The sequence below is a fragment of the Rhodanobacter hydrolyticus genome, assembly GCF_044904645.1.
The window spans coordinates 1067084-1086875 of sequence record NZ_JADIKK010000008.1 but is presented as its reverse complement, the minus strand read 5'-3'; the positions used below and the strand labels follow the sequence as shown (position 1 = coordinate 1086875).

Here is a 19792-nt window from a genome sequence, read left to right as displayed (position 1 = left end):
TCAATTTGTTCGCGGCCATTGGCGGGTGCCGGGCAATCCGGTCTAGCTCTCCACCTTGTATGTCTTGAGCTTGTACCAGAGGGTCCGTTCGCTGATGCCAAGCAGGCGGGCTGCTGCCGCCTTGTTATTGGCGCTACGCGCCAGCGCTGACTTGATGAGTCGACATTCGAGTTCTTCGACTTGAGCCTTCAGGTTGAGGGAACCTTCATTGTCGACAAGCGTGACGGGTGGTGCGGAGCGGCTGGGCGGCTGATGGACCAGCTCCACCGGCAGATGCGCCAGGGTGATCTCTTCGCCACGGCACAGAACAACCGCGCGCTCCATGATGTTCTCGAGTTCGCGCACATTGCCGGGCCATTCATAAGCTTCGAGACGCTGCAGAACATGCGAATCCAGGCTGGGCACGGCACGACCCAGCTCCAGCGCATGTTTGCGTAGAAAGTGATTGGCCAGCAAGGCGATGTCACCTCGGCGATCACGAAGTCCTGGCACATCGATGCGCACGACGTTGAGGCGAAAATACAAATCCCGCCTCAACGCGCCGCTTTCCACCGCTTGCTGCAGATCCCGGTTGGTGGCCGACACGACCCGCAGGTCCACCGGAACCGTTCCGTTGGCTCCCAGCCTTTCAATGCACCCTTCCTGCAGCACGCGCAGCAACTTGACTTGCAGGTTGGCGGGCATCTCGGTGATTTCGTCGAGAAAGATCGTGCCCGTGCTGGCCAGCTCGCATTTCCCGACGCGATCGCGCACGGCGCCGGTAAACGCACCTTTGACATGTCCGAAAAGCTCGCTCTCCAGCAACTCTGCCGGGATGGCTGCGCAGTTGATCGGCACGAACAAGCCCGTCCGACCAGAGGCTTCGTGGATGGCGCGTGCCACCAGCTCCTTGCCTGTGCCGGTATCTCCGACAATGAAGGCATTGCTGCGTGTTGACGCCACCTGGCGGATCAGCTCGTAGAGCGATTGCATGGCGGCGCTTGTTCCGACGAAGGCACCCCAGCCGCGCGAAACCTCCTCGCGCAGGAAGCTGTTTTCGCGCTGCACAGCCTGCATGGCCAGCGCCCGGGTGACCGCCATTTCGACGGTCTCCATTTCGAATGGGCGAATGATGTAATCGACCGCGCCGAGCTTCATGGCCTCTACGGCAGTTTCGATGGTGCCATAGGCCGTCATCACGATGACGGGAACGTCCATGCCCCGCTCGCGCAACACGGCGAGCAGGGCAATGCCGTCCATGCCCGGCATACGCAAGTCGGTCAGGACCAGGTCGACAGCTTGTTTTTCGACAATGGACAGCGCCGCGGCCCCGTCCGCGGCTTCGGACACGATATGCCCCATTGCCTTGAGCGACAGCTCCAGGATGCGCCGCATCTTGGCTTCGTTGTCGACTATGAGGATGCGCTTGGCGCTCATCGATCCTGCCTGTTCATTGCAAAGGTGAGATTGAAGGATGCCCCGGCCCACGGGCTTTCGCCCACGGCGATCTCGCCACCATGCACATGCACGATCTGTTGCACGATGGTCAGCCCGAGGCCGATGCCACCTTCGCGGCGGCTGAAAAAGGGATCGAAGATGGCTTGCCGAAGTGCGAGGGGTACGCCGGGTCCGTCGTCCCTCACGGAAATCTGCAATACCGGACCGTCGAGTCGCGTGGCGATCTGCACGTGTCCATGGTCGCCGACAAACGCGAGTGCGTTCAGTACCAGGTTGAGCAGTACCTGCATGATCTGCTCCCGGTCGCACAGGAAGATCAGTTCTGGCTCGGCGAAGCTGCAGGAGAGCGAAACATCTGCCTTCTCGGCCCGCGACGCCAGAATGCTCAGCACACTGTCGATGATGGCATGCAGATCGTGCGGTCTGAAATCCGGTTGCGTCGGGCGCGCGCATTCGAGCAACAGGGTCACCAGGCGATTGAGCCGCTCGGTTTCGCTGAAGATGAAGCCGATGAGCTCGCGCTCCCGCTCCCCCAGTTCGGGTTGCCGCTGCAACAGCTGCGCTGAATTGCGCAGTATGCCGAGAGGCGTGCGTACTTCGTGCGCCATGATCGCCGCCATTTCCCCCACCACCGCGAGCTTGCCTGCGCGTACGACCTGCTCGCGCGACTTCGCCAAATCATCGATCATCTCCGCGTAGGCGTGATGCAGCTCCTTGAGCTCGAGGATGTTGGTGGCTGGCAATGGCACCAGGGCTACGTCGCGTTGACGGAAGCTGCGCGTGAAATCGGTGAGGGTCATGATCGGCAAGGCGATGCGATGGGCCAGATGCGAAGAGATCCACAGACCGGCGATCAGGGTCAGCACGAGAACCACCAGCATCGCCCACAACAAGCGCCATATCGGCCCGAAGGACACAAGGGTGGGCTCCACCATCACGATGTGCCAACCCAGGCCCTGGAATTGCTGATAGCCCTCGGATCTGGCCACGCCTACCAGAACCGTGCCGTAGCCCAGCACGCCGCCATCGCGCACGTAAGACACGGCTCCCTGATCAGGCAGACGCCAGTTCAGCGTCAGTCGACCCACATCGATGCGTGCGCGCAGCGCGGCAGACGCCGCGATCACGTGGCCATTTTCATCAAGCAACAACAGGCTCCGCGGCCCGTGGTCAACGGCATCGTCCAGCAGTTGCTGTGCGACATGCCGGTCGAGCACGGCATAGAGATAGCCAAGGCTGCCTTCACCGAATGCATTGGGGATCGCCGTGCGCAAAAGGGTCGTTCCGCCATCGGCATCGGGAACCCGTGCCAGGCTCACGCCGCCGAGCCTGTCGCCGGGAATGACGCGCCAGGACCTGGCGACCGGCGCCATCGTGCCGATATAGGCCGCTTGGCTGGCCGCGACCACCCGGCCATATTCGTCCGTGCACAGCAGGGCAGTGTAGGCACTTCCCTGTCCTGCATGCAGGTCCGAAAGAAAGTGCGACAAGCGCTTGTCCACGTCGTGGATGCGGATGTCCTGCATGACCTCCAGCCCGCTCCACACGCGCATGTTCTCGATATGGGAGAACAGCAAGGTATCGATGCGCTGCATGACCGTGCTGGCGCCGAACCGGAGGTTCGCCGCGATCTCCGTTCTGAGCGCGGTGCGGAACTGGTAAAACGACAACGCGCCCACGACCAGCACCGTGCCCAGCAGAGTCCAGAACAGCAGGCGAAAAAGGGCGGCTCGTATTGTCAATTGAATGCCGTCGCGTGAGGGTGGTACTGGGGGCGCCCATGGTCAGGGGTGCTGTTTTGCGGTCTCCTATCCCAGTGTCGCAGAATTCGTGCGGCGCCGATCCGACATGGGGAGTGCGCCTTCCTTGAGGTTTCGCATACTCGACGACATGGCCCATACGTGTCGGCTCCGCTCCATGCACTTGCCGGTAACAACTCCATGAACAGGTACCTGTGCCGCTTTTTGCGCTATGGCGTGGCCGCCTTGCTGTTCGGGCTTGCGCACGCATCGGTAGCCGTGGCTGCCGACAGTGGCAACGCAAGCAGCGTTTGGCAACCGGCCCCTTACACGCTGGGCCAAGGCCTGTACTTCCCCAGCACGGGGCTGCGGATAGGCGGTTACGCGGACTTCAACTTCTATGACGTCCAGGGCACCAAGACCAGTTACAACGTCCACGACTTCAGCCTGTTCCTGACCCAGGACATCGGGGCACAGTGGCAGTTGTTCACCGAGATCGACGCTGCCAACCCGGTGACCAGCCGGGGACGCACCGATGTCGACGACGCCGAGCTGGATGTCGAGCGCCTGTACGTCGACTACCACGCAAACCCGTACGTCAACTTCCGCTTCGGCAAGTTCCTCACCCCCGTCGGCGAGTGGAATCTGGTGCATGCCGACCCGCTGACCTGGACGATATCGCGACCGCTTTCGACGTCGGCGGCCTTCGCACTCCATGCTACGGGCGCCATGATGTTCGGCACGCTTCCCGTGCATGGGAACGACCTCGATTACTGGGTGTTTGCCGACGACACGAAGAACCTAAGGATCGGCGACGACCAGGACAATGCGTACACCAATTTCGGTACGACGGAGACGCTGCAAAACAATTTTCGCCAGGCAGTCGGTGGCCGGGTGCTGTACCACCTGTTCGGGGATTCGCTGAGCGTCGGCGCTTCTGCCCTCAGCTACGAGCTGGAATCGCCTCGCGACAAGTACTTTCTGAGCGGCCTCGATTTCAGCTGGACCACGCATTACATCGATTTCACCGGCGAGGCCATCTATCGCAGCAGCACCGACCGTCGACCCGACGAACGCGGCGGATTCGTGCAGACAGAAATACCGCTGTGGCGCCGGTTCTACCTGATCGAGCGCTACGAGCGCTACCGCTCCTCGACACCGGAGCAGACCAGCACCATCCGCACCACGGCCATCAACTTCAAGCCGATCGAAGGCATCGTCCTGAAGATCGAATACCGTGACGGCAACCACAACCTGCTGCTGGCGCCCACCGGCTGGCTGGCTTCCGCCGCGATCCTGTTCTGACGAGCCATGCGCGGACGCATCCGGCAATGGTTGGAACGACTGGCCATGGGGGGCCTGCTGGCGTTCGCCCCGGCGTCCTGGGCTGCATCGTCGCAGATGGCCATCATTACCGCGCCCGATGCGCCTCAATTGACCTTCAATCAGGACACGCTGCGCAACGTCTACCTGAAGAGGATCTTCGTGGACGACCATGGTCGGAGGCTTACCCCGGTCAACCTCCCGAGCGGAGATTCCCTGCGTGACGCGTTTGCGCACGCGATCCTGCACATGGACGGTGTGCAACTCCAGGATTACTGGAACAAGCAGTACTTCCAGGGTGTGAGTCCACCCTACGTGCTTGCGTCGCCCGATGCCGTTGTCCAGTTCGTGGCGAAGACGCCAGGTGCGATTGGCTACGTGGCGGCATGCCAGGTGGACGCGTCGGTACGTGTGGTGATGACCATCACGCTTCCATCCAAGCCGGGCAATGAACTGCCGGCGTGCCCGGAGCGTCACGCGTCACCCTGAAGCACGCGTCGGCACGCCAATTCGTGCAGACAAATTTTGCAGACTGCATGCCGGCCCGTCTCGAAAGGAGGGCGTCTTTTCCATGTGCATCAAATAGTTGTGCCAATGGCACGGAATTCGCTGTGCACGTAGCAACAGAGTCCGTCCCATCCACTTCTACGTTGGTGCCGCTTGAATCAGATTCTGACTCGCCGCTGCGATACCCCGCTTCCACGCAAGGGAGTCTTCCGCATCCTGATCTGCCGGCCCAACCATCGCCTTGGCAACACCGTTCTGCTGACGCCACTGATCAGCGAGCTCGAACGGCACTACAAGGGGGCGGAAATCGATGTCATTTCGGAGGGCGACATCGCCAAGGAAGTGTTCGCCAGCTTCTTCAGCGTGCAGAACGTGTATTGCTTGCCAAAACGTGGCTTCAAGCATCCGCTTCCGTTCCTGCGGCTGATTCGACGCGTGCGCGGAACGCATTACGACCTCATCATCGATCCCTGCGTCGGCTCCGGCTTCAGCAGGACGCTGACGCGTCTGCTTCGGGGCACGTACAAGCTCGGCTTCAGCGACAACCCGAAACGCGATGGCTTGACCCATGCGGCGCCGACCGACGTCGCGGGGCAACACATGGCCAAGCGGCCGGTGAATTTGTTGCGCTGGGCCCTGGAACTTGAAACCACCCGTCAGGACAGCGTGCCCACGCTCGACATTCGATTGACCGACCCGGAGATGGATAGCGGCCGCCGCGCAATCAACCAACTGCTGTCCGAATCCCGGCAAACCACGTCCCCTCCGGTGGTCGGCGTGTTCGCCAATGCCACGGGCGAAAAGCGGTATCCCATGTCGTGGTGGCGCGAGTTCATCGACACCTTCAAGCTGCTTTGCCCGACGGCCAGCATCATCGAGCTGATTCCCATGCATGGGCGTTCGATGCTGGGCGCGGAGTGGCCAGCCTATTACTCGTCCGACATACGCCGCATGGGCGCGGTGATGGCAGGCGTGGATCTCATGATCACCGCCGACTGCGGCGTCATGCATCTCGCCGTGGCGTCGCGGACGGCAACCATAGGCATGTTCTGCGTCACCGATGCGTCCGTGTACGCACCTTACGGACAAGGCAACTGCCCGCTCCAGACCCCCGGCCTGACGGCGCGCCAGGTGGCTTGCCGGGTGGTGGAGAACTACTCTCAACTGCTGGGGCGCGACGCAAGCATGCCTGCGTCCTCGCGCCATGACGACGTGTCCTTGCGGCAAGCGCTGGCGCCATGATCCCGTCGCGGCCGCCAGGCCACGTTCTTTCGCGTGAATCCATAGCGCGACTGCTGCCCTATGTTTGGTTGCCGCTCTGGGGCGGCGTGGCGCTGGTTGCCATCTTCCAGCATGGCCCCATGCCCATGTATTCGACACGGACGCTTTCCGTGGCGTGGGAGATGTGGCTTCACCACAGCATCCTCGTGCCGTACCTCAACGGCCTCCCCTACAGCGACAAACCGCCGTTGCTGCTATGGCTGATTCAGCTGGGCTGGGCCGTGGCCGGCGTCAATGATGTCTGGCCACGCCTGCTGGAGGTGCTGCTGGGCGCCATCGAGCTGCTGCTTGCATGGCGCCTGGCACGCAATCTGTTTCCGCAGGACACGCGCATCGCGCACGCCACCGCGTGGATCCTGCTGGCCTTCACGTACGGGTTCCTGTTCGGCCTGCAAGTCATGTACGAAGTGTTGATGGCCGATTGTGTCCTGGCTGCTCTGCTGTGCCTGGCACCAGCCGTGCACGGCAGGGCCCCGCATTTCGGTGGATTCCTGCTAGCCCTCGGCCTCGGCTTGCTGACCAAGGGACCCGTGGTGCTGTTGCATGCCGGCGTGCCCTGGTTGCTTGGCCCGCTGTGGAGCGAATGGGCGCGACAGAACCGCCGCAAGTGGTATCTCCATGGCGGCATTTGCTGCGTAGCTGCTTGCGCCGTGCTTATGGCGTGGGCGCTCCCGGCGGCATGGATCGGCGGCAAGTCGTACCAGCGCATGCTGCTGGTGCACCAGACCGCGGGCCGCGTGGTCGACGCCTTCGCCCACGCACATCCGTTCTGGTGGTATCTGCCGTTGCTCCCTGTGCTGGCATTTCCGTTTACGCTCTGGCCTCGCGTGTGGGTTGCGTTGCTGCGCTGGCGTCTTCCGCTGGATCCCGGTGCGCGCTTTCTCCTTGCGTGGCTGATCCCGGTACTGCTTGGCTTCTCGGTCATCAGCGGCAAGCAGGCGTACTACTTGCTGCCCGAGTTCGCCGGCATGGCGATGGTGATGGCGGTCGCGCTCGCCCGTGCCGAGGCATCGGGGGCGGTGCACAGTCGCTGGCTGTCGCCCTGGCCGCTTGCCCTGTTGCTTGCGGCAACAGGAGTGGCCCTGCTCGGGCTGGATAGGCTAGTTGCCCGCCATGCACTGTCCGATCCGTTGTATCCCGTCATGGCCTCCCACAGCCCGCCATTCGGCGTGTTGTATCTGCTGTTGGCCCTGGTTCTGGCCGTGCCTCGCAAGGGTGAGCTCTATCGCGTGGCGGGCGTGGGGCTCGTGGCAGCCGTAGCGGCGAACGGCCTCTTCAGCCTGACCTTGTGGCCGGCCTACGACTTCGCACCCGTCAGTCATCTGGTGGCCGAGGCGCAACGGGAAAATCGCCCCGTAGCCAGCTTCGAATCGAACGATGGCCAATACACCTTCCTTGGCCGCCTTACCCGACCGGTCGAACAGCTGCACAGCACGAATGCGCTGCAGCAGTGGTCGGGCGAGCATGCCAATGGACTCGTCATCGTCTATCCGAAACGGCTGAGCGAGGCGGATCACTCGCAGGCGATCTACGTCCAGCCGTTCCGCGGCATATCGCTGGCCGTTTGGCCGGCGCAGGCCCTGGCAAAAGCTTTGCCGCAGGAGGATCTGTGACTGGAAACGGCGCCCTCTGGCTGGTCGTTGGCATGGGCAGCCAATTGGTTTTCTCGTCGCGTTTCCTCATGCAATGGATCTACAGCGAGTGGCGACGCGAAAGCAGCATTCCCATGTCGTTCTGGTATGCGAGCGCCGCGGGGAGCATCGGTCTCCTTGCTTACGCCATCGAGCGGCGCGACCCGGTGTTCATCGTCGGGCAGGCCACGGGGCTGTGTGTGTATTGCCGCAACATCCAGTTGCGCCGGCGCGAAGCGCGCGCGGATATCGCGGAGGCTTCGCGATGAACCACATGGATGCTCGATCCGTCTGGTTGGCAGTCGGCCTGCTGGGTCAGGCGTTGTTCGGCGCACGCTTCGTCGTGCAGTGGTTGCACAGCGAGATGCTCGGCAAGAGTCGTTTCCCACGAGCGTTCTGGCAGATCAGTGTCGCCGCCGGCATGCTGATTCTTGCCTATGCCATCCATCGGCGCGATCCGGTTTTCATTGCCGGGGAGGCGATGACGCTGGCGATCTTCTGCCGAAACCTGCAGCTGATCGGCCGCAGTACGTCGACCAAGGCTGCGACGGAGCGCCACCCCGTTCCCCGGAGTGCGCCATGACCGGAAGCGTCGACGTACGCGTCGTCAGCAGAAGTGCCGCTGCATTGCGACCGTCGCAGGCACTGCTGTGGATCGTTGCCTTGGGTCTTCTTCTCGGCTTCGCCTTCCAGGGCTCGCGCGGATTGTGGGGGCCGGACGAAGGGCGCTACGTGGATGCCGCACTGCAAATGCTGGACTCGGGCAACTACATGGTGCCCTCCTACAGTCCGGCCGAACTCAACTTTTCCAAGCCGCCACTGACGTATTGGGTCATCGCCGGATCCATGCAGTTGTTCGGGCGAAACACCTGGGCGGCCCGACTGCCTTATGCGCTGGCCTACCTCGCCACGCTGCTCGTCCTGTTCGCGATGGGGCGCAAGGTTTGTCCGTACAAGCCGTGGTTGCCTCCGCTGGTATACGCCACCTCCATCTTCACCTTCCTGACGTCGAACATCATCAGCACGGATGTGTTGCTGACCTTTGCCGAGGGCCTCGCCGCTCTCGGATACATGATGTTTGCGTGGCCCGGTTCCGCGTCAGAGTCGCGGCATGGCCGCTGGTTGATGTGGCTTGGGTTTGGCCTCGCGTTTCTCACCAAGGGGCCGCCTGGCCTGCTCCCATTGCTGGCGATCATTGCCTTCACCGTGCTGTGTGAGGGCTGGCGCGCCGTGGGCCGCCTGTTTGCGCCCGCCGGCCTGTTGGTGTTCCTGGTGGTCGGTTTCACCTGGTATGCCCTGGCGATTTCCCGATATCCGTGGCTATTCCATTACTTCATCCATGACGAGGTTTATGGACGGATCTTCACGCATATGTACGTGCGGCACTCGGGAGCCTTCGGCTGGATCCTGGTTTACGCCCCCGTGCTGATATTCGGCAGTTTGCCGTGGTGGGGCGGTGCAGCGGGTGCGGTCAGGGCAGCGGCAAGCCCATCGTCGTGGAGGATGTGGCGGGCGACGCATTCGATCCACCTGTTCCTGCTCTTGTGGGTTGCCATTCCCTTCGTGATTTTTTGCCTGGCGAAATCCCGGCTTCCGTTGTACCTGCTTCCGCTGTTCCTGCCGTTGGCCTTGCTCGTGGCGTCGCGCATGGCGCCGACGTTCGATCTTGCGCTCCGCCGCAACACGCTTCTGCTGGCCGCGTGGCTGGTGGTTCTGCTGGTGATCAAGGCCTTGCCCGCCCATGGCTACGGCGCGGACATCGACGATGGCGTTGGCTCGCGGGAAGTGGCGGCGACCACCGCCGGCATCGGTTACCGCGCACTCGTGTTCGTGGAGAGAGCCACCGACGGCTATGCCATCGAAGAGCAGACGCCATGGGGCATGCGCTTGTACCTCGACAAGCCCGTCTACGGCGTTCGTTGGATGGATGCGGACGCAGCCATGCAGATATGCGGCGCCATCAAGGCGCAGGGCCAGTCGTTGCTGCTGGTCGATCACACCATCCCCCGGCGGGATCTCGACGATGCATTGGGTCGCTGCCGCGCGTCGATCACGCCGGTCGGCGCGTGGCGCAAGGACCTGCTGTTCGTCGCGGGCATCTGACGCGCCCGGCCTTCACCCGCAATCCACCAGGAACTGGCGAACATGTGCGGCATTGGCGGTGTCTTGATGAATCACCACGATGGCTCCCATGAGGCGATCCTGCGCCAGGTGCAGGCCATGCTCTCGGCGATGCGGCATCGCGGTCCCGACGGGCAAGCCGAATACGTCGACGAGAGCGTCGGCCTGGGCGCCAATCGGTTGGCGATACGCGGTGTCGATCAGGTGCAACCCCCGCTGTTCGTCCACGAGTCCGGCGTGGTCGTGGCTTGCAACGGCGAGATCGACAACCACCGCGCCCTACGTACCTCGCTCGCCGCGCAAGGACACGTGATCGGTTCGAGCAGCGACATCGCCGTCATCGCACCGCTCTACCTTGAGAAAGACCTTGGTTTTCTCGAACACCTCGATGGCGTGTTCGCGATGGCGTTGTGGGATCCCCGGAAAGGGCGCCTCATCCTTGCCAGGGACCGCACCGGGGAAAGGCACCTGTACTACGCCGTGTCCGCGCAAGGCATTTGTTTTGCATCGGAGTTCGCTGCATTGCAGGTCGCTGTACCGGCGCATGCGGCGATGGACCGGCAAGCGCTGGGACACTACCTGCGGTCGGGTTATTGCCCGTCACCGAGGACACTGCTTTCCCAGCAGTTCAAGGTTTGTCCCGGCGAGATGATCGTGCGGGAAAGAAACAGGACGCGCTACACCCGCTACTGGGCGCCTCCCATCGGCAGGAGACAGACTTCTCCGCCCAGCGCCTCCGCATTTGACGCCATCTTCCGCAATGCGGTCGAGCGACAGACCGATGTCGACGTGGATTACGGCGTGCTGCTCAGCGGTGGACTGGATTCGTCGCTCATCACGGCCGTGACGCGCCGGGTGCGGCCGGCGCACCGGCTCAGGGCTTACTGCGTCCGCTTCGAGGAAAGCTCCTTCGACGAAGGAAGCGGCGCGCAAGTCGTCGCCCGCATGCACGGCTGTCCGCTGACTACGGTTACGCTCGGCGCAGCCGAGGTGCCGCAGATGCTCAGGCATCTCGTCCGCACGACGGGGGAGCCATTGGCCGATCCGGCATGGTTGCCGCTGTTTTCGGTAACCGGGCACGCATCCCGCGATGTCAAGATGCTGCTTGCCGGTGAAGGCGCGGACGAATTGTTCGGCGGGTATCCGACGTATCTTGGTGCGTTGTGGTCGTCGCAATACGGCAGGCTGCCGGCAACCCTTCGCAGGGTGGTCCGGCGCGTTGTCGATGGGCTTCCCGTAAGCGACAAGAAAGTCGCCTTGTCCTTCCTGCTCAAGGAGTTCGTCGACGGACAAGCACACGATGGCCTGACACGACATCTGCTCTGGAACGCGAATCTGTCGCCGGAGTGGATCCGGCGGCTGGGCATGGACTGCCCGATGGATCAGGCCGAGCACCATGGGCTGGCTCTGCTCGACCTGGTTCAAAGCTACGATTTCGAGCATTCACTGCCTGATGCCCTGATGGCTAAGGCCGACCGCGGCGGGATGTGTCATGGCCTGGAGATCCGGGCGCCGTTTCTCGACCGGGCGGTAATCGAATACGCGAGCACGTTGCCGATAAACGCCAGGATCAAGCGGCTTCGCACCAAGGTTTTCCTGAAGAACTATGCGCGTCGCTATCTGCCGCCGGAAATCATCGAGCGCCGAAAGCGCGGCCTCTCTGTGCCGCTTGGCCAATGGTTGCGCGGACCTCTTCACGGCTGGGCAACGGGAAGGTTGCTGAGCGAGGCTCTCTGCAACGTTGGCATCCGGACGGACGCGGCCCTGGCGCTGATGGAGGAACACATGCAGCGAAGGGGAGATCATGCGCGCGGCCTATGGAACCTCATCGTGCTTTCCGAATGGCTGGAATGGGCCAAGGAAGCTCAGGGAGAAGTCACTCCAGTGCACGAACTGCCGACACAGGCGGCACCCTTGTGCGCGTCTTCGTTCTGACAACAGAAACCTGACTCTTCCGGCGCGCCGGCGTTGTCCGATACGTCGCCCGGGTGCTTATTGTGATCCGGAAATCGATGGGTTTCGTGCCAGCTATCCCGGTGCAAGCGTGAATCCAGCGCCTTCTATAGCGGACATTTTGAAAAAGCCCTTAGGTCACTCTCGGCTTTCCGCAATGGCGTTCTTCAGGCTGGCTTGACGCCCCGCTTGCGCGCGCTTGTTACCTGGGCCGCACTCTTGGATGGCGCGCAGGTCTTTCCGGTGGCGCAGCAGCAGTTCTCGGTGAGATAGCCGATCAAATCGTCCATGGTTGCCATCGAGGCCGCGTAGTAGATGAAACGGCCTTCCTGTCGGCTGGTGATCAGGCCGGCATGCACCAGTTCCTTCAGGTGAAAGGAAAGCGTGGTGTTTGCAACGCTCAGACGCTCGGCAATCGCGCTCACGATCAGGCCATCCGGCGCATGCTCGACCAGCAGGCGATAGATGGCCAGGCGGGATTCCTGGGCCAGGGCGGAAAGAACCGTGATGGCTTGCTTGGTCTGCATGGTGGTGCGGGTGTTCCTCTGGGGCTTGGCCAGTGTATGGGGACACGCTGTCGGCTGACTCAGGCGGCCTGCGAACGGGCTTCGGAATCCAGCCCTTCACCGCGGGTTCGTGATGGCCTTGGCGAGGATGCCGCGGGCGGAGTTCCCGGTGCACACGAACAGGACGCTGTAATGACCTTGCATGGCGCTCTCCGGTCAGACGGTCTGGGCTTCGTACCAGCGCCTGCTGGTGGTGACGAGGCGGACCACGGACAGCATCACGGGTACCTCGATCAGCACGCCCACCACGGTGGCGAGTGCCGCGCCCGAGTGCACGCCGAACAGGCCCACCGCCGTGGCGACTGCCAGCTCGAAGAAGTTGCTGGCGCCGATCAGGGCCGACGGTGCCGCCACGCAGTGCGGGACGCGGAACGCGCGATTGAGGACGTAGGCCAGCGCCGAATTGCCGTAGACCTGGATCAGGATTGGCACGGCCAGCATGGCGATCACCAGCGGCTGGGCGAGGATCTGCTGCCCCTGGAAGCCGAACAGCAGCACCAGGGTCAGTAGCAACGCGCCAAGCGAGATCGGTCCCAGCCGAGCCAGCAGGCGCTGGAGCGCGTTCGGACCACCGTGAGCCAATACGACACGACGCAGCACGACGCTGATCAGCACCGGCACGACGATGTAGAGCACCACCGAGAGGATCAGGGTGTTCCACGGCACGGTGATCGCCGAGATGCCGAGCAACAGCCCGACGATGGGCGCGAAGGCCACCACCATGATCGCGTCGTTCAAGGCCACCTGGCTCAACGTGAAGTTGGGCTCGCCGTTGCACAGGTTGCTCCACACGAAGACCATCGCCGTGCAGGGTGCGGCCGCCAGCAGGATCAGGCCCGCGACGTAGGAGTCCAACTGGTCGGCCGGCAGCCACGGCGCAAACACGTGGCGGATGAAGATCCAGCCCAGCAGCGCCATCGAGAAAGGCTTCACGGCCCAGTTGATGAAGAGCGTGACGCCGATGCCTTTCCACTGGCGGCGCACGCCTCCCAGGGCGCCGAAGTCGATCTTCAGCAACATGGGGATGATCATCAGCCAGATCAGCACGGCGACAGGCAGATTGACCTGCGCCAGCTGCATGTCGCCCAGTCGCGCAAACGTATCGGGCAGCCGGTGTCCCAGCAGGGTGCCTGCGACGATGCACAGCAGTACCCAGACGGTGAGGTAGCGCTCGAAGAAGCCAATGGAGTTTTTCGCATGAGCGACGGCCGAGGCTTCGCCTGCAGGCAGGGGTGTCGCGCTCATGCGGCGTCCTCGTCTTCGTCGGTGATGTTGCCGATATGATCCAGCGCCTGCTTCAGGGCCGCGCGATCCATCGTCTCCACCGGCAGGTCGACCAGGGCTGCGATCCGGTAGAGGATCAGCGTGTGTGCGCGGCGGAACGCTTCGAGCAGGGCGCCGTGGCCGTGCGCAGCCGCCGGATCGGGCAGGCCCCAGTGACTTTTGACGAAATCGCCGAAGAGCACCGGGCAGGCCTCGTTGGCCGCGTTGTCGCACACGGTGATGACGATATCGAGCGGCGGCGCTCCTTCTTCCGTAAAGCGATCCCACGACTTGCTGCTCAGGCCGGCGGTCGAAATGCCCGCGGCCTGGAGTTCATCCAACGCGTAGGAATTGACCCGCCCCGTGGGCTGGCTGCCGGCGCTGAACGCCTCGAAGCGGCCCTCGCCCAGGTGATTGAGCGTGGCTTCGGACAGGATGCTGCGGGCGGAGTTGCCCGTGCAGATGAACAGGACGCGGCAGGGGTTCATGACGGCTCTCGTGCAAGTACATGGATCGCAGGGCAAGGAGAAATGCCTGCGCTGCAGGCGTTCATCACCTTCGTGCGGGCGCATTGATTCGACATTTCTATATTCATAGAATCGTTTCTTCAATGCAATGCAGGACCTGCCATGACCGACGAACTCCCGCACATCGATTCCGCGCTGCTGGACACCCCCGACCTCGCGAAACTGGCATTGCCGACGGGCGCCGATCATCCGCCGCGCATTCTCATCCTGTACGGCTCGCTGCGACCGCAATCGTTCAGCCGGAAGCTTGCCCTGGAAGCGGAGCGTATCCTCCGCCGTTTTGGCGCCGAGACCCGCGTGTTCGATCCGCACGAGCTGCCGATCCTGGACAGCGTGCCAGGCAGCCATCCCAAGGTGCAGGAGCTGCGTGCCCTGTCGCTGTGGTCCGAGGGTCAGGTCTGGGTCAGCCCCGAGCGGCACGGCAACCTCACCGGCGTGTTCAAGAACCAGATCGACTGGCTGCCACTCGAAGACGGCAGCGTGCGCCCGACGCAGGGACGCACGTTGGCGGTCATGCAGGTCTGCGGCGGCTCGCAGTCGTTCAACGTGGTGAACGCGTTGCGTGTGCTGGGCCGTTGGATGCGCATGGTGACGATTCCGAACCAGTCATCGGTCGCCAAGGCATGGCAAGAGTTCGATGAGGACGGCCGCATGAAACCCTCACCGTTCTACGACCGCGTGGTCGATGTGATGGAGGAGCTGTTCAAGTTCACCTTGCTGGTGCGCGATCGCAGCGACTATCTGGTAAGCCGCTACAGCGAGCGCAAGGGAGCCGCCCATGCCCGCGCACTCTCGATCGCAGCGGCGGTCACCGAGGTTACTGCGACAGCCGCTCCCATCGAGGAGGTTAACTTGCCTCGTCGTGCCTGTTGCGCCGGTGGAGCGTGTTGACCCCGACGATGTGCGGAGTTCAGGTTAGCTCGATCGATGTTCATGCGCTGACCGGGTAAATCAACTTCAAGCTACCGGTTCCATCGCTTGTCCCGGGCTCTTTGCTTGATCCATCTGTTCCGGTCGGGTCGCATCGCGTCCCCATGATGCTCATCGCTGTGTACGCCACGATGGAGCGCCACCTTTTTCCGCCAGCATGAAGCTGTGCCAGGTGTGGTTTTATGCTGGCCAGGTGCATGGCGCACGGCGGCATCCGTGCCGACGCTCATGCTTGGAGTGCGCTGCTCAGTGCTTGTCTGCAGCAATGAATCGCACGATTACCCGTTGCCCGATCCGCAATTGCTGCTCGGGCTGGTCGAAGGCAAGCACGCATTCCACCGTGCGCGCGTTGGCGCGGGTCTGCGGGTCGTTTTCCAGCGTGGACGGCCCATAGACCTGACCAATGCGCAACACGTGGGCGTTCCAGTGGCCGCTCTCGGTGTCGTCGTTGTCCGACACCTCGGCGGCCATGCCCGGATGCACGACGCCCACGAAGCTTTCGTTGAGTTCGGCGCGCACGATGCGCGGCTTGTCGGGCAACAGGGTGAACAGCGCGTCAGAGGGCGACACGCTGGCGCCGGGCTGGGCGGTGACGTGCACCACGGTCGCATCGAAGGGCGCGCGAAGGCTGCGTTGGGCCAATTCGTATTTCATCTCGGCGAGTTTCTGCGCGGCCATGTCCGCAGCGGCCTGGTCGGCGTCCTGTTCGGCGTCGAGCTGGTTGCTGGCTTCGCGCGCGTCGTCCGCGCTCTGGCCATCGCCGGCGCCGGCAGTGGCGGCGGCACCGAGGCGTTGCGCACGCAGCTTGGCGGCGGCCTGCTTGACGGCCAGCAGCTTGAGCTGGGCCTGGGCCTGTTCGAGTTGCGCCTGTGCGGAATCCACCGCGAGCTGGGCAGGACGGGTATCCAGTGCAGCCAGCAACTGGCCTTGCTTCACGACGTCTCCCTCGTGCACGGCCACGTTGGCCAGCACGCCTTCGCGCGGCATGCTGAGCGTGAGCAGGCCGCCCTCGATATCCACGCGGCCGCGCGCCACTGCGGCGTACTGGCTGGCGGTGTTGTTCGCGGGCGGCTCTGCGCTCTTCGAGCAGGCGGCGAGCGCGAGCGTGGCGGCCAGCGCGCATCCGGCGAGGCGCAAGGGCGACGGCAGGCGAAGGGCGGTTGGCGTCATGGCGGGTTTTCCTTGAGGGCGACCGCATCGCGGCGGCTGTCGCTGAGGATGCGGCCATCCTCCATCGCCAGCACGCGGTCGGCGTGCGCGACCAGGCGCGGGTCGTGGCTAACGCACAGCACGGTGGTGCCATGGATGCGGGCGATGGTGTGCAGGATGTCGATGATGGTCTGGCCGTTTGCGGCGTCCAGTGCGCTGGTGGGTTCGTCGGCGAACAGCAGCTCCGGCTCCTTGGCCAGCGCGCGCGCGATCGCCACGCGCTGCTTTTCGCCGCCGGAAAGTTCGGAAGGCCGCAGCTTGATTCGATGGGTCAATCCCACTTCCTCCAGCGAGCGGAGTGCCCGTTCGCGAGCCTCACGCTTCGAAAGACCCATGTGGTTGAGCGGCAGCTCCACCTGCTCTTGCGCGGTGAGCGCGGGGAACAGGTTGAAGCCCTGAAACACGAAGCCGGTGTGCTGCAGGCGGAAATGCTCCAGCGCGCGCAGGTCGAGCTGGCCCAGTTCGCTGCCCAGGGCATGCACGCGGCCGCTGTCCACCTTCTGCAGGCCGCTGAGGATGGCCAGCAAAGTGCTCTTGCCGCAACCGGACGGGCCGGAGATCAGGGTGAGTTCGCCCGGATCGATGCTGAGCGACAAGCCGTTCAGCACCTGCGTGTGCAGCTTGCCGGACACGAAGGCCTTGCACACGCTGTCGGCTTGCAGCACCGGGGCGCCTGGCGTGGCGTTGACCTGGATCATGGCATTCATCGCAGCAGGGTCGCCGGATCGATGCGACGCATGCTGCGCATCGCCGCCATGCCCGAGACCGCCGCCTGGCCCATCACCAGAGCGATGCAAGCGAGTGCGGCCAGCGGGCCGAGCGTCACCGGCACATCTTCGGCCCGTGCCGCGAGCAACAGCACCACCCCGAGCACGGTAGCGCCGACGAGGCCCAGCGCGCCTACCCAGAATGCCTGTTCCAGCACTACCTTGCGCAGCGCGCCCACGCCCACGCCCAGCGCATTGAGCGTGGCGTACTCGCGCACCGAGCCTTGCACCGCGCCGACCAGGGTCTGGCTGGTGATGACCGCGCCGACCAGGAACACGATGCCGGCCAGGAACAGCACACCGGCGCCGGCGCCGGTGTCGAACAACCAGTAGCGCACCGAACGCCGCGCGAAATCGGCGGAGCTCCACGTGGTATAGGGACCGAACGCGGTGCTGCCGCGCAGACGAACTGCCACGGCGTCGGCTTGCGTGGGGTCGCGCAGTTTGGCGACCAGATAGGTGGGGCCATTGTCGGCGGCGTCGGTGTCGAGCCGGCGCGCGGTGTCCAGCGAGGCGATCACGTTGATGCCGCCCAGTCCGCGCAGGCCACTGCTCACGCCGACCACGCGCACGCGCTGGCCGTTGATGGTGGCGGTGCGGCCCAGCGCCACACCGAGCTTGTCGAGGTCCGCGCGATCCACGATCACCGCATCAGGTTCGGCCAGCCGGGCGCGCAGGTCGGGCGGCAACACCCTGGAGAACATCAGGCCGGCGGCGGCGGGGTCGATGCCGGAGACGAACACCGACACGCCGCCGGTGTCGCCCGTGCCGCGCCAGTCGCCGTCGATCCACTCGTAAGGTTCCACGCGCGCCACCGCCGGATCCAGCAGGATGCGCGATTCCACGTTGGCGTCGATCGAGCGCCCCGAGCCCACGCTCTGCGTCCCGGGGAACCCGATCCATACGTCGGCCGACGAGCCGGTGATGTACACGCTGGTGGCGCCGAAGATGCCCAGCACCAGCGCCAGCTGCAGCAGTTGCAGCAGCCCGGCGAAGCCGACGGCGAGGATGGCGGGCAAGAAGCGCCGCCATTCGTACACCAGCGTCTTGCGCGCCAGGGCCACCATCAGTGTGTTGCTCCCGCGGCATCGGCGGACTTCGCGTCGGGCGCCTCGTCCGCCGGCAGCGGTGCGCCGCCCAGGGCCTTGAACAACGCCACGTAGGCGAGGCTGTGGCTGGCGCGGGCATCGGCCAGTTCGATGGCGGCCTGCGTGGTGGCAAGTTGGCTGTCGGCCAGCGCCAGCGGACTGTCAAGTTGCAGCTTCACGCGGGTCTGCAGCGCGTCGCCTGCACGCTGCAACGCCTGCCAGGCTTCCAGGCTGTGCTGCTCGCGCTGCTGTTGCTGTTGCAGCGTGCCCAGCGCGGTCTCCACTTCGGCCACGCCTTGCAGCACGGCCTGGCGGTAGGCCAGCACGCTGGCTTTCAGCTCGTGCGACTTGGCGTGTTCGTTGGCCTTGCGCAGGCCCCAGTCGAACAACGGCATGTCGAACATCGGCCCCATCGTGACCAGGCCGTTGTCCGAGGTGTGCTTGCGGTTGTTGTTGAGGTCGCTGGCCCAGACCATCGAGGCATCGAGGCCGAGCTTGGGAAAGCGGTCGGCATGCGCCACGCCCAGCTCGCCGGCGGCGCGCAGCACATCGGCCTCGGCACGCGCGATTTCGGGGCGCGTGCGCAGCAGGTTGGCCGGTGTGCCGGGCAGTTCCCATGTGCCGAGTTGCGGCTGCAGGCCAGCCTGCAGCCAAGCCGGATCGGGGTGGTTCTGGCCCGCCAACACGGCCAGCCGCTGCGCGGCTTCGTTGATGGCCTGGCGCGGCGCGGCCAGTGCGGCCTGTGCCTGCGCGACGGTTGCGACGGCCTGATCCACCGCGTCGGTGGGCGCCAGCTGCAGCTGCTGGCGGATCTTCAGCAGGTCGAGCTGATGGGCATGCAGGTCGCTGGCCTGTTGCAGCAGGGTCTCCTGCTGCTGCGCGGCGCGCAGTTCGATCCAGTTGCGCACGACCTCCGCCACCAGGGTCACGCGCGCCGCCTGCAGGTCGGCCATGTCGGCATCGAGCTGGCCCTGCGCTTCGCGCCGGCTGCCTTGCGCACGTCCGAACAGGCCGAACTCCCAACTGGCGTCGAAGCCGGCCACCAGATACGAGGCACTGGCATCGGGGTCGATCACCTGGTCGGTGCTGGCTTTGAGGTAAGGCAGGTAGGGAGCACCGGAATGCTGCTGCAGCACCCGCGCGGCGCGCACCCGTTCGACTGCCTGGGCCACGTCGAGATTGTGCGCAAGCGCCTGGTCGACCAGGGCGTTCAGGGCGGGATCGTCGAAGGCGCGCCACCAGCTGCGCAGATTGGTGGGAGCCGGCGCCTGCGTCGCCGCCGCATGCTGCCATTGCGCCGGAATCGGCGGCTCGAGCTTCGGCATCGACACCGAGCAGCCGGCCAGCGCGATGACCGCAGCCAGCAAGCTTGTGCGCCAGCCCTGGCGCGTTGCGATGTCGGATCGGATCAGAGCCACGGTCAGGTCACACAACAGTGGAGGGATGGGGA

General features: G+C 64.2%; 18 protein-coding genes. 9 read left to right on the top strand and 9 right to left on the bottom strand.

Translation table 11 applies throughout. The features are described from left to right. Nucleotides 1–42 precede the first annotated feature (42 nt). Both ISP25_RS07330 and ISP25_RS07325 read right to left on the bottom strand, forming a co-directional pair. A complete protein-coding gene (locus ISP25_RS07330; RefSeq protein WP_404612818.1) occupies nt 43–1416 on the bottom strand; it encodes a sigma-54-dependent transcriptional regulator in 1374 nt (457 codons plus the stop codon). Then, nucleotides 1413–3116, bottom strand: coding sequence for a sensor histidine kinase (locus ISP25_RS07325; protein WP_404612816.1), 1704 nt, complete (start codon nt 3114–3116; stop codon nt 1413–1415). Before ISP25_RS07325 ends, ISP25_RS07330 begins: the two co-directional genes overlap by 4 nt. A 261-nt stretch (nt 3117–3377) precedes the next feature. Here ISP25_RS07325 and ISP25_RS07320 point away from each other — a divergent pair, with 261 nt between their 5' ends. The 8 genes from ISP25_RS07320 (at nt 3378) to asnB (ending at nt 11974) form a co-directional block, all read left to right on the top strand. Then, a complete protein-coding gene (locus tag ISP25_RS07320; protein WP_404612814.1) occupies nt 3378–4481 on the top strand; it encodes a porin in 1104 nt (367 codons plus the stop codon). A gap of 6 nt (nt 4482–4487) precedes the next feature. Continuing rightward, the gene (locus tag ISP25_RS07315; protein WP_404612812.1) at nt 4488–4988 is read left to right on the top strand and encodes a type 2 periplasmic-binding domain-containing protein; all 501 of its coding nucleotides are present in this window, start codon (nt 4488–4490) and stop codon (nt 4986–4988) included. Nucleotides 4989–5159: 171 nt separating this feature from the next. After that, nucleotides 5160–6248: a glycosyltransferase family 9 protein gene (locus tag ISP25_RS07310; protein WP_404612810.1), complete on the top strand. Its 1089-nt coding sequence runs from the start codon at nt 5160–5162 to the stop codon at nt 6246–6248. 119 nt (nt 6249–6367) lie between these two features. Further along, complete coding sequence (locus tag ISP25_RS07305) at nt 6368–7900, top strand: ArnT family glycosyltransferase (RefSeq protein ID WP_404612808.1); 1533 nt, start codon at nt 6368–6370, stop codon at nt 7898–7900. Further along, nucleotides 7897–8187 carry a lipid-A-disaccharide synthase N-terminal domain-containing protein gene (locus ISP25_RS07300; protein WP_404612806.1) on the top strand — a complete coding sequence of 97 codons (291 nt, stop codon included), beginning with the start codon at nt 7897–7899 and terminating at the stop codon, nt 8185–8187. Before ISP25_RS07305 ends, ISP25_RS07300 begins: the two co-directional genes overlap by 4 nt. A 5-nt stretch (nt 8188–8192) precedes the next feature. Next, nucleotides 8193–8501, top strand: coding sequence for a lipid-A-disaccharide synthase N-terminal domain-containing protein (locus tag ISP25_RS07295; protein ID WP_192154596.1), 309 nt, complete (start codon nt 8193–8195; stop codon nt 8499–8501). Then, nucleotides 8498–10021: an ArnT family glycosyltransferase gene (locus ISP25_RS07290; RefSeq protein ID WP_404612804.1), complete on the top strand. Its 1524-nt coding sequence runs from the start codon at nt 8498–8500 to the stop codon at nt 10019–10021. The genes ISP25_RS07295 and ISP25_RS07290 overlap by 4 nt, the downstream gene beginning before the upstream one ends. Before the next feature lie 42 nt (nt 10022–10063). Further along, entirely contained in the window at nt 10064–11974 is a 1911-nt protein-coding gene (gene asnB / locus ISP25_RS07285; RefSeq protein WP_404612802.1) for an asparagine synthase (glutamine-hydrolyzing), read from the top strand. Between the two features lie 185 nt (nt 11975–12159). Here asnB and ISP25_RS07280 read toward each other — a convergent pair whose 3' ends face one another. The 3 genes from ISP25_RS07280 to ISP25_RS07270 all read right to left on the bottom strand — a co-directional run bounded on the left by ISP25_RS07280 (nt 12160) and on the right by ISP25_RS07270 (nt 14309). Beyond that, on the bottom strand, nt 12160–12519 hold the full coding sequence (locus ISP25_RS07280) for an ArsR/SmtB family transcription factor (RefSeq protein WP_404612800.1): 360 nt from the start codon (nt 12517–12519) through the stop codon (nt 12160–12162). A 195-nt stretch (nt 12520–12714) separates the two neighbouring features. Next, on the bottom strand, nt 12715–13803 hold the full coding sequence (gene arsB, locus ISP25_RS07275; protein ID WP_404612798.1) for an ACR3 family arsenite efflux transporter: 1089 nt from the start codon (nt 13801–13803) through the stop codon (nt 12715–12717). After that, nucleotides 13800–14309, bottom strand: a complete 510-nt coding sequence (locus ISP25_RS07270; protein ID WP_404612797.1) for an arsenate reductase ArsC — start codon at nt 14307–14309, stop codon at nt 13800–13802. The genes arsB and ISP25_RS07270 overlap by 4 nt, the downstream gene beginning before the upstream one ends. Nucleotides 14310–14450: 141 nt before the next feature. Between ISP25_RS07270 and arsH the strand changes: the two genes are divergently transcribed. Next, nucleotides 14451–15239, top strand: a complete 789-nt coding sequence (gene arsH, locus ISP25_RS07265) for an arsenical resistance protein ArsH (protein ID WP_404612795.1) — start codon at nt 14451–14453, stop codon at nt 15237–15239. A gap of 285 nt (nt 15240–15524) precedes the next feature. On the opposite strand, the gene ISP25_RS07260 is transcribed toward arsH, so the two are convergent. The 4 genes from ISP25_RS07260 to ISP25_RS07245 are packed head-to-tail and all read right to left on the bottom strand — an operon-like array spanning nt 15525 to nt 19760. After that, nucleotides 15525–16448, bottom strand: coding sequence for an efflux RND transporter periplasmic adaptor subunit (locus tag ISP25_RS07260; protein WP_192154614.1), 924 nt, complete (start codon nt 16446–16448; stop codon nt 15525–15527). After that, nucleotides 16445–17185 carry an ABC transporter ATP-binding protein gene (locus ISP25_RS07255; RefSeq protein ID WP_192155407.1) on the bottom strand — a complete coding sequence of 247 codons (741 nt, stop codon included), beginning with the start codon at nt 17183–17185 and terminating at the stop codon, nt 16445–16447. Before ISP25_RS07255 ends, ISP25_RS07260 begins: the two co-directional genes overlap by 4 nt. A gap of 5 nt (nt 17186–17190) precedes the next feature. Beyond that, entirely contained in the window at nt 17191–18321 is a 1131-nt protein-coding gene (locus tag ISP25_RS07250; RefSeq protein ID WP_192154617.1) for an ABC transporter permease, read from the bottom strand. Further along, a complete protein-coding gene (locus tag ISP25_RS07245; RefSeq protein WP_404612792.1) occupies nt 18321–19760 on the bottom strand; it encodes an efflux transporter outer membrane subunit in 1440 nt (479 codons plus the stop codon). The genes ISP25_RS07250 and ISP25_RS07245 overlap by 1 nt, the downstream gene beginning before the upstream one ends. Nucleotides 19761–19792: the final 32 nt, after the last annotated feature.